General features: G+C 36.6%; 8 protein-coding genes. 3 read left to right on the top strand and 5 right to left on the bottom strand.

From position 1 onward, the window contains the following. The first annotated feature begins 10 nt into the window (after window positions 1-10). The 3 genes from P0077_RS16465 (at window position 11) to P0077_RS16455 (ending at window position 3,767) form a co-directional block, all read left to right on the top strand. Window positions 11-496: a hypothetical protein gene (locus tag P0077_RS16465; RefSeq protein WP_276166301.1), complete on the top strand. Its 486-nt coding sequence runs from the start codon at window positions 11-13 to the stop codon at window positions 494-496. A gap of 102 nt (window positions 497-598) precedes the next feature. Then, window positions 599-2,830, top strand: coding sequence for a TonB-dependent receptor (locus tag P0077_RS16460; RefSeq protein WP_276166300.1), 2,232 nt, complete (start codon window positions 599-601; stop codon window positions 2,828-2,830). 196 nt (window positions 2,831-3,026) lie between these two features. Next, a complete protein-coding gene (locus tag P0077_RS16455) occupies window positions 3,027-3,767 on the top strand; it encodes a tyrosine-protein phosphatase (RefSeq protein ID WP_276166299.1) in 741 nt (246 codons plus the stop codon). Between the two features lie 87 nt (window positions 3,768-3,854). On the opposite strand, the gene P0077_RS16450 is transcribed toward P0077_RS16455, so the two are convergent. From P0077_RS16450 to P0077_RS16430, 5 genes are all read right to left on the bottom strand, one after another. Continuing rightward, window positions 3,855-9,983, bottom strand: a complete 6,129-nt coding sequence (locus P0077_RS16450) for a malectin domain-containing carbohydrate-binding protein (RefSeq protein ID WP_276166298.1) — start codon at window positions 9,981-9,983, stop codon at window positions 3,855-3,857. Between the two features lie 338 nt (window positions 9,984-10,321). Then, on the bottom strand, window positions 10,322-12,706 hold the full coding sequence (locus tag P0077_RS16445; RefSeq protein ID WP_276166297.1) for a GumC family protein: 2,385 nt from the start codon (window positions 12,704-12,706) through the stop codon (window positions 10,322-10,324). Between the two features lie 35 nt (window positions 12,707-12,741). Next, window positions 12,742-13,542, bottom strand: a complete 801-nt coding sequence (locus tag P0077_RS16440) for a polysaccharide biosynthesis/export family protein (RefSeq protein WP_276166296.1) — start codon at window positions 13,540-13,542, stop codon at window positions 12,742-12,744. A 40-nt stretch (window positions 13,543-13,582) separates the two neighbouring features. After that, window positions 13,583-15,514: a polysaccharide biosynthesis protein gene (locus P0077_RS16435; protein WP_276166295.1), complete on the bottom strand. Its 1,932-nt coding sequence runs from the start codon at window positions 15,512-15,514 to the stop codon at window positions 13,583-13,585. Window positions 15,515-15,518: 4 nt separating this feature from the next. Beyond that, the gene (locus P0077_RS16430; protein WP_276169218.1) at window positions 15,519-16,604 is read right to left on the bottom strand and encodes a DegT/DnrJ/EryC1/StrS family aminotransferase; all 1,086 of its coding nucleotides are present in this window, start codon (window positions 16,602-16,604) and stop codon (window positions 15,519-15,521) included. Between the last annotated feature and the right edge of the window lie 10 nt (window positions 16,605-16,614).

Raw genomic sequence — 16,614 nt, 5'->3', positions numbered from 1 at the left:
GTAGAATTGTATGCAGCTTAAAAAAGAACATTTCAGCAATTATGCTAGACTAGAGCTTATAAAGTTTATGGCCCTTGTAATTGCCCTTTGTTATGTTTTTAACCCCTTACATCAACAAATCAGTAGCATCTTTCATGAAGTTTCCCATGTTTTAGAAATGCCAAATACCGTAATGGAGCATACTCCATTCTCTTACGAAAATGACACCCATCACTCTCATAATCACAGGAGTACGGATAGCACTCACGAACATAAAATTATTAAAATATTAGATACAATTTTTGATGGTACGGACAGCAAAAATTCCCCTGAAGACACATTACTGACAGATTTCAAATTTGACAAACATATTACAACGAATAATTTTCACTTCAATATCTTGGCATCCGTAGATTCACAGGAAAACTTCAAAACCGTGGATGGCAACCTAAAATTAGGATATTACTTCATCCTAGAAGAGCCTCCTCGGTACGCAAACTCCCCTTTTTCCATTTAAGGCGTAAACGCCTATTTTTTTAATTAGCGATTTAGCATTACGCTTAAATAATACCCACATGGGTAAATAAGCACGTGTGCAATAACTATCAATCTATTTACAATGAAAACATATATTACATTCATAGTACTCTTTTCTTTCGCCATAGGCATAAGAGCGCATGATTTAAGCGGTACTGTAACAAACGAAGACCAAGTAGCCCTAGAAGGTGTTGGTGTTTACAATAAAACCACTGGCGGCTATACCTATACAAATGTATCCGGTTATTTTGAACTTGACGATATCTCCGTAGGAGATGCTATTTACTTTTACAGTCTGGGGTACAAGAACCATCAAATTACCATTTCCGAAGAACTTTTGGATGGCAAAATAAATATAACCCTAATAGAATCTGCCGTTTCATTAGAGCAAGTGGTATTGGTTTCCAAAGTTAATGCCTTAAGCAACTTTGTAAATGTGGATGTTAAGGCCAACCCCGTAAAATCTTCACAGGAAATTTTACGTAAAGTTCCTGGCCTAATTATCGGTCAGCATGCTGGTGGCGGAAAAGCCGAGCAGATTTTTTTAAGAGGATTCGATATTGACCATGGTACCGATTTGGCAATCAATGTTGATGGGCTTCCTGTAAATATGGTTTCTCATGCGCACGGACAAGGATATTCGGACATGCATTTTATTATTCCTGAAACCATTGATAATATTGACTTTGGAAAAGGCCCCTATTACGCCAACAAAGGAAATTTCAACACAGCGGGGTATATCGATTTAAAGACTAAAAGGAAATTAGACAAAAATTTGATTTCTGCCGAAGTTGGTCAGTTCAATACCCTACGTACATTAGGAATGTTTAAAGTTGCCGAAAGCGATTTCAGTAATGCCTACTTAGCTACAGAATTGGTGTTAACCGATGGTCCGTTCGATTCTTCTCAGGATTTTAATCGAATTAACATCATGGGTCGGTATACGTTCAATAATCGAGAAGATCAAGATTTAAGCATTACGCTTTCTCATTTTCAAAGCAAATGGGACGCTTCTGGTCAAGTTCCCCAACGTGCCATAGATGCCGGTCTTATTGGTAGGTTCGGTGCAATTGATGATACAGAAGGAGGTAATACAAGTAGAAGTAATATCCTACTAAACCATACAAAACAGCTAGACGAGCACTCTAGGGTTAAATCAAAAGCGTATTTGACCAAGTATGACTTTGAACTCTTTTCTAATTTTACTTTTTTCTTAGATGACCCTGTAAATGGAGATCAAATAAGACAATTTGAAGACCGAACCATTATTGGTGCGGAAACTAGCTATGAACATTCCATTCACGTAGGTGACCATGATTCTCAGCTAAAATATGAAACTGGAATAGGATTTAGATATGATGATGTGAACGATGTTCAATTATCGCATACCAAAAACAGGCAAGAATTATTAGAACGCCTCGCTTACGGTAATGTAGATGAATTAAATGCCTATGGCTTTTTTGATGTCACCTACAAAAAGAAAAAATGGACGTTGAATACCGGATTAAGATTGGATTATTTTAAGTTTGATTATGTAGATAAACTGACCGAAACTTATGATAGTAAAAGTGAAAACAAGCTTTTTCTAGGTCCTAAACTTAATATAATCTATGCCGCAACTTCCAACTTACAACTCTTTGCGAAATCAGGTATTGGATATCATTCAAATGATACAAGGGTAGTAACCGCTAATAACGGTAAAGAAATTCTTCCTCTTGCTTATGGAGCGGACTTAGGCGCTATCTACAAACCCATAGACAAACTGGTTGTTAACGCTGCCTTATGGACACTATTTTTAGACCAAGAATTTGTATACGTTGGTGATGCCGGAATAGTTGAACCCAGTGGAAAAACCCGAAGACTTGGTGTTGATTTTGGACTACGATATCAAATTAACGATTGGCTATACGCCAACGGAGATGTCAACTACACCTATGCTAGAAGTACCGATGAACCTGACGGACAAGATTTAATTCCGCTAGCACCGGACTTGACTTCCTCTGCAGGACTTTCCTTTTTAGACGTTGGAAATTTCTCAGGAGGAATCAATTACAAATACGTTAAAGACAGAGCTGCCAATGAAGATAATTCTATAGTTGCAGAAGGTTACTTTGTAACGGATTTAAATTTGAACTACTCCATTAAGAATTGGACATTGGGTGTTATCGTCGAAAACCTTTTTGACACGGAATGGAACGAAACCCAATTTGCCACGGAAAGTAGATTGTTCAATGAAACAGAACCAACAGAGGAAATCCATTTTACACCAGGTATTCCTTTTTATTTAAGAGGCAAAATATCAGTTAATTTCTAAATACCAAATTAACTTAATACAATCAGGGATATGACAAATTGGTCGTATCCCTTTTTTATTTCTCGAGATAAATCAAAGTTGATAAGAATTGTTACAATTGTAGTGGTTCTAACTTATCTTTGCATTGTACAAAACAAACATCATAAATAACGTATTGACCGTTATACTTCTTAAGTTACTAACGAAACCACAGTAAATGTTTCACTTTTTTAATAAGAAAAAATTTTTAGTCGATTATCTAGATGGATTTATTGACGTTCACAACCACATATTACCCGGTATTGATGATGGAGCAAAAACAGTAGATGAATCTATTGCGCTTATTAAAGCTTTTTCTGAGTTTGGGGTTACGCATTTTATTGCCACACCTCATATAATGTCTAACTACTACCCCAATACTAGAGAAACCATCAGTGCTGCGTTAACGGAGTTAAAGAATGCCCTATTAAAAAATGGACTGAAGGATGTTTCAATAGAGGCCTCTGCCGAACATATGATAGATGATAATTTTGAACATTTATTGGATAGTAACGGGGTGATGCCATTGCGAAAAGACTATCTACTTGTAGAAATGTCATATTTACAACCCCCAATAAATTTTGATGATGCTATTATAAAAACAGCTTCAAAGCGGTTTTTCCCTATTTTGGCACATCCAGAGAGATATGGTTTTTTACACCATAGAAAGAAAAGGTACCGTGAGTACAAAGATAATGGCATCTCTTTTCAAATGAATCTATTATCACTTAGCGAATATTATGGAAAGGAAGTGCCAAAAGTAGCTCAAGAACTTTTAGAAAATGGCTTGATAGATTATGTAGCTTCTGATATTCATACCATGACCCAATTAGAAGCTTTGAAAAAGCTTACACTTTCCAAAAAAATGGTTGAACAACTCTTACCAATACTAAATAATACAATTCAGACTTTTTATTAAAATCAGGAGAGTTTCGTAAAATTAGAATATAAAAAATGCCGCTGAAACAGCGGCATTTCTCATTCGAAATCCTAATATTATATACTATTAGTTTTGTATCAATAACTTCATAATAACTGTATCTCCCATGTTGTTGGCAATGTTAACAAAATATATACCATCTTCCAAAAGATAAACAGGAACTTGATACGTATCATTTCCTAAAACTACAATCTCCTCAGCACTTATACCCGTGATCAAACGTCCTTGTTGATCATGTAGGTTAATGCCCAACATCATGAAGTCTTCTGGCTGATTTAAAATACGTATGGTTGCTACACCCTCTCTAACTGGGTTCTTTTCTAAAATAAAGCCCATCTTCTCACCTTCAATCGTTTCTGAAATGGTAACAATTACCGTATCTGAATGAGATTCTCCACCAACACTACTCACGGTCAGCACTACCTCGTAAGTTCCATTTTCCAAAAATGTAGTTGCACTGTCCGCCTCGTCAGAAGTATTTCCATTATCAAAATCCCAAAAATAAGTTTCAATATCACCTAATGAATTACTACCAGTAAATGTCACCTCAAGTGGCGCACTTCCCTCAGTAGAGCCTACTTCCGCTATAGCCAATAAGCCATTTTCAGGTACTACTGTAACTTGAACATCGTCAAAAACTACTTCATTCTCATCATCGGTGACAGTCAATCTAAATACATAGACCCCTTCTTCCATATTTGTCACTGAAAGTTCCGCTGTTGTTTCGCCATTTAACGTAGCTGAATTTGGTCCACTCTCCTGTGTCCAAACAAAAGTTACCGTTCCACCATCAGAATCAGACCCTGAACCTGAAATAACAGTACTATTATTTGGAAAAGTTATCATTTGATCCTCCCCTGCATCTACAGTTGGAGCACCTTCAACAACCGGTTCGATAATTTCTATCCCAGAAATTTTTGGAAACTCCGTAACAGGTGTTAAAGTTATTGTTAAGCTACCATCTAATACATTAATACCGTTAAATGCTTCTATTACTGCAGTTGCTGATCCACCCGCAGCTACTACTATATCATAATTTTCTATTTGCTTTTGACCTTCAATATCAATATTAAAAACCCGTGAGCCTACACCACCTGCAGAACCATCACCAGGTACGCCATAATAAATTTCAGCAAAATGGAGATTTACACTATGCTCACCATTAGCTACTGGAATTTCATATGTTAAGTCTCCTTGAGTTCTATAACGCTCTGTTTGATACAACGCATCATTTTCTGTATTAGCTATTTCAATGGAATTAGTTAAAACAGAGCCGCCATTAGAGTATTGATCCGAAGCCCAACTTACCCCATCATAAATGAAATTAGTACCACCACTGTTAATTCTGGTAATAGTAGAGGTGCTAGATTTAGTTACCGAAACGGTATCAAAACCGGTCTCGTCTTCTTCATCGGTGACAGTTAAACGAAATACATATAAACCGTCAACAAGGTTCGTAGCTGTTAATTCTGTTGTAGTAACACCACTTAAAGTTGCCACATTGGGACCACTTTCCTGAGACCACTCATATGATACAATTGCACCGCCATCAGGATCACTTCCCGACCCCACAAGGGTCACGCTAGTTGTTGAAATAATTTTATCCGAACCTGCATCTGCTATGGGCCTATCATCTAATAATAATGGAGTTGTATTCTCGTATATTCTTAGAACTTTATGTTTTAACCATCCATTGGATACTACATCTAAATCCCCATCAGCATCAATATCTACAACTCTAGCACCATCATGATGTTCATACCCTAATGCACCATCATCCAAAATAATCTTATTAAATTGCCCAGAACCACAGAGATCATTTTCAAAAGCAATCAAACGGTAATTATCTCTCCATTCTCCAACAACTATATCCTGATCTCCATCAAAATCTATATCTATTGCGAATACACTTAAACTACCATTTACTTCACTATCCAAGTCGTGTCGTATCCATAACTGTGTTGGGTCAGAAGGCGCTTCAAACCAAGCGAACACAGTTTTAGGCCCTGTACCATCACCGCCACTACCTAAACTTAACTGTCCTACCACCGCATCTAAATCACCATCGCGGTCAAAATCAGCCAACTGTGCGCGGTCAGCAGTTGTAGAATATGCATCGTTTACGCCCGTTTCAAACTTCTCAAAATTTAGGCTGCCATTGTTTCGCAACCAATTGACTCCTTGAAATAAATCCAAATCACCATCTTGATCTATATCCCCCGCTTGTATATCCTCTCCTGAAGAATCATTACTAATGTCGGTTAAATCCCATGTTTGGGTGGTTATATTATTTTTATTCGGAGGTGTAAGCATTTGAATGGGTGACCCAGTTGATTCGGCCCCGTTCCAATTTATTGCCATTCTATACGTACCTGTATTATCAAATACACCTCCAGCAATACCTGCTAAGAAGGGCTCATAATAATCCGTATCTCCTGCCGGTATGTTTTCATAAACCGTAAAATTACCATTCCCGTCATTTTGGGCCCATACTAATTGAGCTCCTGTATACTCTCCAGTGGTACCCAAAAGATCCATATCGCCGTCATCATCAAAATCATAAACATGAGCTACGTTTTTAAAACTATCTCCTACAGTATTTTTTTCCCAATTTCCAGAAGCCGTCCCTGGGTTTTTATACCACCATCCTCCGGTAACAATATCCTTAAGTCCATCGCCATCTAAATCGTCATCAGCAAAGGTATAGACCACTGTATAAGGATTTGGATCAAATTCATGCACAACCCACGATTCAGGAAATGGAGTTTCATTACAAGTTATTAACCCTGTAACATTTACTACTACTTCGTCATAAATACCAGTACCCGTATGATCAGCATTAAATAATTCTATTCTAATGGTATGTTCTCCGTCAGCTAAATCAGTAAACGGGATAGGGTCATATCCATAGTATTTATCTATTAGGTCACCATCTACGTAATAATGAATATGAGTATCATCTTCATTAATAACCCAATTATCTACCCTAAAAGCCACTTCAAAAGATTTGTTAACATCCCATCCATTTGAAGGTGACGTAATAGTTATTTTGGCATTTGTTGCCGTTCCCCCTTCAAAAGTGTCCTTTGATAAGATTTCTATACCATTTACTTTTGGACTTTGTACAACACCATTAAAGAATATACTCGCAAAGCCATCAGTAATCGTAATATTGTCAAACTCCTTGACCAAAGCTGTTGCCGGGTCTGTTTCGGAAAGTATATCAAAGTTGGATAAAACCTCGTTGCCTTCAATAACGACATTAAAAACACGAGCACCAGGCCCTTTATCAAGTTGATTTTCATCTACTCCAAAGAATATTTCAGCAAAATGTAGCCTAATATCATACTCCCCAGATAGAGCTACTGGAATTTGGTATTCAAAAGAACCTTTATTATTAGTATAACGTTCTGATTGATACAATTCATCATCATCCGTTCCTACTATGTCTACAGTTTTACCATATTCGCTCCCTGAATTAAAATACTCATCTTCTTTGAAGATTTCTCCTTCGGGACCGGTAATCTGATCTCCGCCTGCATTGATTCTAATTTCCTCAAAAACAAAGAACGAGAAACTCTTAGCTGCCATAGAAACACCACTAATGTTTTGAACATTGGAAATACTGAGACTGTAATCAACATCGGCGCTTAAAAGAGAGGTCGTAAGAAACACTGTGAGCCCATCAGGCTGAAGTTCTGCACTTTGAACAGTTATACCATTACTAATCGAATAGTTCGATAAGTTTTCAGCTGTACCTTCGTTCACATATTCAGAAAATTTCACCTTCAAAACATTGTTTCCATCAGGTTGCACACTATGAACTTCAGGAGGGGTTTTATCTTCTGAAACTCCGTCACCTAAAAATTCAACATAATTCAACCTGAAGATATCCTGTGAAGAACTAGCGTTCTTAAAAACAAAATATAAATCATGTTTTCCTGTAGGAACACTATTTATTGGAGTTTGCACATGTAACCAATTATCATTCCCTCCGGTTGAAGGTATAGTCGTAGTTGTTACCACGTTTCCTGTAGGACTGTCCAATCTAAGCTCAATAGTACTACCAGAATTGTCCGATGCCACTAAGTATTTAACGGCATTCATATTCATCAAATTACGTCCTTCAAAAGATATATAAGAATTGTTATCTACCTGTATAGCATCCTTAGCACCTTCTAATTCATACGTATTCGGGATAATCGTCACACCACTTTGAGTATCAAAATACTCAGCTTCCCTCCTTTTTGGATGTACCCGAATCTGACCTCTAGATATAAGGCCATCGCTATCCGTATAATTCGCGTTCAAAACGTAGTATATATCCATCGCCCCGTCTATTTGATGATCTCCATCATCCAAGGTAAGAGTTGATATACACGCATCCAAGGTCCCTATATCGTGAAAGTGGTTTTCATGTCCCAAGGATGGTACCACATTAACGTCCTCACAAGAAATAATACCGTCTTCTGCATCATTGGCCACCAAATCAAAATCTACATCATCGTTCCAATTAAAAAAACCACCGTCTACAGGCGAATTAAAATTAAATTCCGTAGGGGTATTACCCGCATAAATTTTTATTGTTTTAGCACCAATAGCCCCTTCAGGATCCGTAACCTTAAGTTGTGCCGAATACGTTCCTTTGGTAGTGTAAGTATGAGAAATATTAGGTGTAGTATAATCAACCGTACCATCTATATCTATGTCCCAAGCATAGCTCAATGGGGAATCTCCATTAGGGTCTGTCGTCTGATCTCCTGTAAAATTGACCGTTAACGGCAAAGGACCATAAGTAACATCAGCTCCCATAACTACAGAAGGTGGGGAATTTGTAGTAATACCGGTATAATTAACTTGAATAAGTCTACCTATGCCTTCCGGAATGTCCTGAGGACAACAGCCCGCACCATAGGCCAAAATGTACATTTTTCCATCGGGGCCTAATTCCATATCAATATACCCATCTTTACTATTTCCGGAACCCGGGAAAACCTCGTCCGAAAGCATTTCTTCGGAAATAATTGTACCATCACCCCCCATTTCTACTGCCCAAATACGGCTTGTGTTAAAATCAAAGTAAAAGAAAAGTCCATCAAATTCAGCTGGTAGACGTTGTTGATCTAACAATTCGTCGTTAACATAATTGTATCTAAAACCTGCTAAATAACATTTATGAAATTTTTCAATCCAGGCTTCTTGAGCCGAGGGTAGTACCGTTGCCCCTGTGTTCCATTTTGAAATATTCTCAGGTGCCGCTGGATTATTATAATACTTTGGATTGGCATATGAAATTTGGTATGGATCATTATCTATACCAGAAAAATAGGGCCAACCATAATTACCTGCTTGCTTGGTTAAATTGATTTCATCTAATCCTTCTGGACCTAATTCTCCTGCTTCATTTCCATCAGGCCCCACCTCTCCCCAAAACAACCAATCATTATGCTCTTTATCCACAAAAATTCGATAAGGGTTTCTTGCTCCCATTACATAAATTTCCGGCTTGGTATTCGGCGTACCAGCGGCAAACAAATTCCCAGTAGGTATGGTGTAAGTAGTACCTGGCCCAGGTTTAATCCTTAATATTTTGCCCCTTAAATCATTCGTATTAGAAGAAGCTTTCTCCGCACTAAAGTCAGAATCATCTTCATCAAGTGGTGAATAAAGTTTGCTGCCATAAGTGGTGTTATCCCCCGTGGCTATATAAAGGTTGCCTTGAGAATCAAAATCCATATCACCGCCAGAATGCCATAACGCAGACCTAGACGTATTCCACTGGATAATGACTTCCTCAGAGCTGAAATCTACCATATCCCCATCAACACTAAATCTTGAAACCCTATACCCTACAAAATCTATTGGTGCATAATGAAGATAAATTTTATTATTGTTTTCAAAATCAGGATCGATTGCTACACCAACTAAACCATCTTCATGTTCATGATAAACAGGTAATGTCCCAGCCGTTACCGTAAATTGTTCATCTGGTTTATAGATTAAGATTTCACCGAAACGATCTAGAATAAATATCCTGCCATCCGGTGCAAATTTAAAGTTGGTTGCATTGGACAATCCAGTTACGATATCAACTTTCGCAAATTCATCGGTTAATTGTGCGGTAACAGTTTTATGACCCACTAAAAAGATAGTAAGACATGTGAAAACTAGTTTAAAAAAGTATTTTTTTTTCATGTTACTTAAGTGTTTGGTATCCGGATTTAGCGTGTTAGCAGACCAGTGACAAATATAATCTAATAACAGTTTGAGACGGAAATACCCTACTGCTTTTCGTTAAAACAGGATTGATACTCGGCAAATAACCAGCCGACTTAATAAAGTTATCAACTTAGAGTATCTCTGAACTGTCCACTACATCTGTTTACTTAGAATATAGTGTTCTATCAATTAAATTATAGGGGGAAGATTATTATAATAAATACTAATTTGGATAGCGACACACACAATAATGGCTACACAACTACCGAAAACACCCTGAATTTTACTTCAGGGGTATTATAAAGTGAAAATTTTTAAAACTTCCACCACTTTTTCTGGGATTTTCCGTAACCATATCCATATTTTCCACCATAACCCAAATTAGAAGAATCTACATCGTTAACAACAAAGGAAAGTCCTTTTATTTTTCCTTCTTCTTGAAGTTTTATTGGGTAATCTACAGCGTTTGTCTCTGTAACTCCAGCTCTAGTAACATACAGCAAAAGATCAGCATACTCACTAATAAGCAATGTATCCGTAACAACCATTAAAGGTGCTGTATCTACAATTACATAATCGTAAGTTTCAGAAACTTGAGTAAATAATTCTTTTATCCTTCCACTCATCAAAAGTTCCGCAGGGTTAGGAGGTATTCTACCCGAGTAAATAACATCTATTGTATTTCGATGCACGAGCATAGGATTAACGATATCTCTTATCGCAATAGTATTGTCGTATAAAAATTCTGTAAGACCAGCATCTTTATTTCTGTTAGGCTTCTGCATGTTATCCATGTTACCACCCGAGAAAAATGTATACAATTTAGGGTTTCTAATATCAGCCCCTATTAAAAGTACTTTTTTATTGGTGCTAGCCAATATCATAGATAAATTGGTAGAAAGGAATGTTTTACCCTCACCAGGGACACTAGACGTAACAAACACAATATTATTCTTCCCAGACTTCTCTTGCTTTGATTTAATCAAATAATCCAGATTGGTACGAATAATTCTAAGGGATTCCGCAAGCACTGACCTATCTTCTTTGACTACAAGCTTTTCATCCTTTTTTGTTAATCTTGGAAGCTCCCCAAGGATTGGTATGTTCTTAACCAATTTCTCCAAGGAATGCATATTATGCACTTTATTATCTAAAAGATCCTTCGCATAAATTATACTAAACGGAACAAGCAAGCCTAAAATAAAAGATGCCAGATAAATTATAGATTTTTTTGGAGAAACCGGCAATTTACTAATGCTGTAGGCTTGATCTACAATTTTAGATTTAGGCGAACTGGAAGCTGCTGAAATTTGTGCTTCCTCTCTTTTTTGTAGAAGATAAAGATATAGAGATTCTGTAGTCTGCTGCTGCCTAGTAATATCCCTCAACGCCCGTTCATTTGCCGGTGAAGAATATATCTTAGAATTAAACCGTGCCTGTTGTCCACTTAAAGAATTTACCGTAAGCCCAAGATTATTTACAGTGCTACTTAAACTAGACTGCATACTACTTTTTAGACCAGCAATTTGTTGATCTAAGTTAACTATTACCGGGTTTTTCTCATTTGAACTTTTAAGAAGCCGCTTACGTTCCAAAACCAGTTGATTATAGCGATCTGTGGTACTTGCTATTGTTGGGTCTGAAAGCCCAATATTGGTTGGCAAAACCTCGTAACCACCTTGCTGCTGGACCAATTCCTGCATAGACGCGGCCATGTTAAGCTGATTTCGGGCATTTGCTAATTCCTGCTGATTGGCAACACCAACATTTAAGTTAACATTCGCTTCCGCTGCAATATCGGTAACACCTTTTTCTGTTTTAAAATCCTGAGCTGACTGATCTACACTAGCCAAATCAGAAGAAATATTACCTATTCGTTCATCAATAAAATTAGAAGTCCGGTCGGCAATAATCTGCTTATCCTTTATAGCATTTTCGTTATATATACGTACTAGTGCATCAAGAATATTTGCTGCTTTCTCTCGTATAGGGTCTTCCAAGGTAATATTAACTATATTAGATAGTTCACCCGGATTACTAACTATAATTCGTGTACGGTACCCTTGTGCAACATCTTCAATAGGTTTTACCGAAATCCTTAACTTTTTATCTTTATAACTTTCAAAAACTCCAACATTAGGAGTAATAACTATATCCCCTATGGGTGTAGGAATGTTTTTACCGAAGGCATATATTTTTACTGGCTTATCCTCCTCTTCCGTGTAACCAAAAGTTGTTGAGGACGAAATGGTTATAAAAAAATCTAAATTTGCTCGATTCAATATTGAGTCGGCTGCAATAAAGTTTAAATTAACCGGAGGATTTTTATATAACTCTGTCTCCTTAATATTTCCTTGAACTAAAATTTGAGTGTTTAAATTTAGCTCTTTAACCACTCTGATAAAATTAGATCGAGAACTTATGAGTTGTAGCTCATCTTCTACTTTATTCTTGCCTCCACCCAATAGATTCAAATCTTGAAAAACATCCAGCTCAGAGCCCGATGTCTTATCTTCCAATATCTGAATCTGCGTTTGAACGGCAAACTGCGGTGTAGAATATCTAATATAAAGAAAAGCTATAATTAAAGCAACAACTACAGACAATATAAACCACTTCAAATGTACCGTATAAGTATTTAAAACTTCTTTTATATCAAAGGAATTATTAGACATTGAATTCTGAGTAGATATGCTCATTAATATTAATATTAATTAGGTAGAAAATCTTGTGATTAATTTCTTGTAATCAAGAGCACTGTAGATGTTATCAATAACGAAGCTATAGATATTGCTACTGTAACTCTGCTATCAAAAGATGAAGCATTAATAGCAGATTTATTTGGCTCTACATAGACTACATCATTCTGCGTAAGATAATATACTGGTGAACTTAGTGCTTCTTTTTTTGTAAGGTCTATTCTAGTGTACACCTTGGTACCATCAAAATCACGAATGACCATAACATTTTCTCTCATACCTTTTATAGTCATATCACTCGCCAGACCTAAGGCTTCTAGTATAGTAATACGCTCACCATCTACAGGATATGTACCTGGTCTATTTACTTCTCCTAAAACCGATACGCTAAAGTTACGTAACCTGATATTAATGATTGGATCTTTCAAATAATCTGAAAGTTTATTCCGCAACAAAACTCTTACCTCTTCACCAGAAAGTCCGGCAATTTTAACCTTACCAATAACGGGAAAATCTATCTCACCTTCTTTATCTATCAAATAGTCTACTTGTTCAGGGCGTATCCCACCTTCAGAACCTCCCCTAAATAAATTAAAGGGCGCACTTGCCTCACTATCTAATGTTGAGACATAAATACTTACTAAGTCATCAATTTTAAATTTGGGAGTAAAACTATTCTTATCCACTAAAGTTTCAAAATCTCCCGTATTCTGAAAATATACTACTTCTTGTCTCGTAGCACATGACGATAATAAAACAACTGAAATTATTAAAAGAAAAAATGTACTTTTTAAAGACTTGACAATATGGATTGAACTCATTTTTTTAATGGACATAGTGTTTCTAATTTTAATGCAATGATAACAAATTAAAAAATTATAGGACTTTTTTAAGCGGATGATTCTTAGTCTTGCTTTCTTTCTTCTTATCTAGAAGACATAGTTCTGAATTATTGGAAATAAATTCAGGAACAATCTCCTTCATTAAACTCACGGTACTTTCATTGAAGAACATATTTGATACACAAAGCTCATCAATTTTCGACCTAACTAAAGTATAATCAAGTTCTCTGGTTTTGCCTATCATTATTTTTTTATGGTAAGTAGGCAAAGTATTTTCTCCATTTGCCAACAACTCTTCGTATAATTTTTCACCCGGACGCAAACCTGTGATTTTGATATCAATATCTTCCGGATATTTAAGTCCTGAAAGCTTAATCATATTCTTGGCCAAGTCAAATATTTTTACTGATTCTCCCATATCAAATATGAAAATTTCACCACCATCACCCATTGCCCCAGCTTCTAACACAAGCTGAGAAGCTTCTGGTATAGTCATAAAAAACCGAGTAACGTTTTCATGAGTAACTGTCAATGGGCCGCCTTTATCAATTTGTTTCTTAAAAAGAGGTATAACAGAACCATTAGACCCTAATACATTTCCAAAACGGGTTGTAATAAATTTAGTTTTCCCCCTCTGTTGCATACAACTAATGTACATCTCTGCAATTCGCTTAGTCGCCCCCATCACGTTTGTAGGATTAACCGCCTTATCCGTAGATATAAATATAAATTTATCCACGTTATGCGCTATAGACAAATCGGCTACTACCTTCGTCCCTGCAACATTTATTTTAATGGCTTCGTACGCATTATATTCCATTAAGGGCACATGCTTGTATGCAGCGGCATGAAAAACTACGTTAGGTTTATATTCCTGAAAAAGATTATTCAACCTATTCTTATCTCTAACATCTCCAACAATAGGCATAAAGTTATGAAAGCCATTTTGTTTTAGTTCTTGTTGTAAATCATACAATGCCGACTCTGACTGATCTATTACAATAAGTGATTTGTAATTATACGTACATACTTGACGTACAATTTCACTACCAATAGATCCAGCGCCTCCTGTAACGAGTACAACCTTATTCTTAACCTCTTCGGATATTTTAGAATTTCTAATGTTTATAGGTGCTCTATCCAAAAGGTCTTCAATTTGAATCTGTTTGATTTGGGAAACCTTCAACTCTCCATTAATCCACTGTTCTACCGGTGGCACAATTTTCACCTGAACAGGATAGTCAACCAAACCTTCAACCAAGACACTAAGACTTTTAGGGTCTATATTTTGAATTGAAAAAATTACTTCGGAAATACTATTTTTAAGAATGAATTCTCTATTAAGAATGTCTTTGTGAAATACTTTTACTCCATTTATTTGCTTCCCAACTTTTTTATCGTCTTCATCTATATACCCAACTACCCTTACTCTACTCTTCGTATGATTAACAAGAGCGCTTTGGGTCAATATTCCAGATTCTCCAGCTCCAAAAATCAAAACGTTTTTATTCACCTTAAAATCTCGAGCCATAAAATTGGTATAAAGCGATTTAAAGACGTAACGAGAAGCGGTAAGTGCAACAAAACTCAACAGACTATGTATAATTATAATCCCTAACGGAACTGTGAAGTTTTCAAAAACCCCCAATTCACGATTGAAAAGGACCATTGAAATTAATAAAATACTAGAGAGACAAATGGCATTGAATATGTTGTAAACATCCCTAACACCGGTATGCCTAACTACCCCTTTATAAGACCCGGTAAAGATAAAAGAGGCCAAAGCTATCAATGAAATAATTGGTAATTGAACAAAAAGCTTATCAATATCAAAGTCTAACGTAAGGTTAAACCTAATAATGTACGATAACACGAAAGAAATAGCTATCATCACCACATCTATAGCCAAAACCAGCCATTTAGATGCGTATTTATGAGCGTTATTTACTAGATATTCTTTTATCATCAGATTAAATTTTGGTTAGTATCAACTCTACCACTCTTTCAAGGTCACTTTGTGAAAGATTAGAGCCACTAGGCAAACATAGCCCTCGGTTAAAAAGGTCTTCGGACGTACCATCAGAATAATGAGGGAATTCAGTAAAAACCGGTTGCAAATGCATAGGTTTCCATAAAGGTCTTGATTCAACATTGTCTTCCAATAGAGCAAGACGGATTTTTTCCCTTATTTCGAAAGAGGGTGTAAGTATACAAGACAGCCATCTGTTACTATAATAGGTACTTTGTTCTTCTAAAAATTCAACTTCAGGAAGATGTGCCAAATGTTTTTTGTAAAATTCGAAATTTGACCTTCTCTGATCCACACGGTTTTGAAGCACCTCCATTTGACCACGGCCAATTCCTGCCAAAATATTACTCATCCTATAGTTATAACCTACGGATGAATGTTGATAATGTGGTGCATCATCTCTTGCTTGAGTAGCTAGGAATACTGCTTTTTTCTTTATTGCTTCTTCTTTAGCGATTAAAGCGCCCCCGCCAGAAGTTGTTATAATTTTGTTTCCATTAAAAGACAAAATACCTATTGCACCAAAAGTACCGCACTTTTGATTATTAACACTGCTGCCAAGAGCTTCAGCGCTATCTTCAACAACTGGTATATCGTATTTTTTTGAGATTTCAGCTATAGCTTCAACCTTATATGGCATTCCATATAAGTGGACCGCTATAATTGCCTTAGGTTTTTTACCTTTTTCAATTCTATCCATGATAGCATCTTCCAGCAATTTTGGAGAGATATTCCATGTATCCTTTTCACTATCCACAAAAATTGGTGTAGCACCAAGATACATGATCGGGTTGGCGGAAGCAGAAAAAGTGAAACTTTGACAAATAACCTCATCACCTCTGGTGACGCCTAGTAATTCCAAAGCCAAATGGATAGCAGCCGTTCCTGAACTGAGCGCAGCAACATAAACATTACCTCCAACAAACTCGCTAATAGATTTTTCGAAATTATCTACATTAGGCCCCAATGGAGCCACCCAATTGGTATCAAAGGCTTCTTGAATATATCTTTGTTCGCCCCCTCCCATATGCGGAGAA

It is taken from the genome of Zobellia alginiliquefaciens (genome assembly GCF_029323795.1).
In the GTDB taxonomy this organism is placed as follows: domain Bacteria; phylum Bacteroidota; class Bacteroidia; order Flavobacteriales; family Flavobacteriaceae; genus Zobellia; species Zobellia alginiliquefaciens.
This window is presented reverse-complemented; position numbering and strand designations above follow the sequence as displayed.

Coding starts and splice junctions, on each gene's coding strand:
- P0077_RS16465 (WP_276166301.1), top strand. CDS start 11: ATGCAGCTTAAAAAAGAACATTTCAGCAATTATGCTAGACTAGAGCTT.
- P0077_RS16460 (WP_276166300.1), top strand. CDS start 599: ATGAAAACATATATTACATTCATAGTACTCTTTTCTTTCGCCATAGGC.
- P0077_RS16455 (WP_276166299.1), top strand. CDS start 3,027: ATGTTTCACTTTTTTAATAAGAAAAAATTTTTAGTCGATTATCTAGAT.
- P0077_RS16450 (WP_276166298.1), bottom strand. CDS start 9,983: ATGAAAAAAAAATACTTTTTTAAACTAGTTTTCACATGTCTTACTATC.
- P0077_RS16445 (WP_276166297.1), bottom strand. CDS start 12,706: ATGAGCATATCTACTCAGAATTCAATGTCTAATAATTCCTTTGATATA.
- P0077_RS16440 (WP_276166296.1), bottom strand. CDS start 13,542: ATGTCCATTAAAAAAATGAGTTCAATCCATATTGTCAAGTCTTTAAAA.
- P0077_RS16435 (WP_276166295.1), bottom strand. CDS start 15,514: ATGATAAAAGAATATCTAGTAAATAACGCTCATAAATACGCATCTAAA.
- P0077_RS16430 (WP_276169218.1), bottom strand. CDS start 16,604: ATGGGAGGGGGCGAACAAAGATATATTCAAGAAGCCTTTGATACCAAT.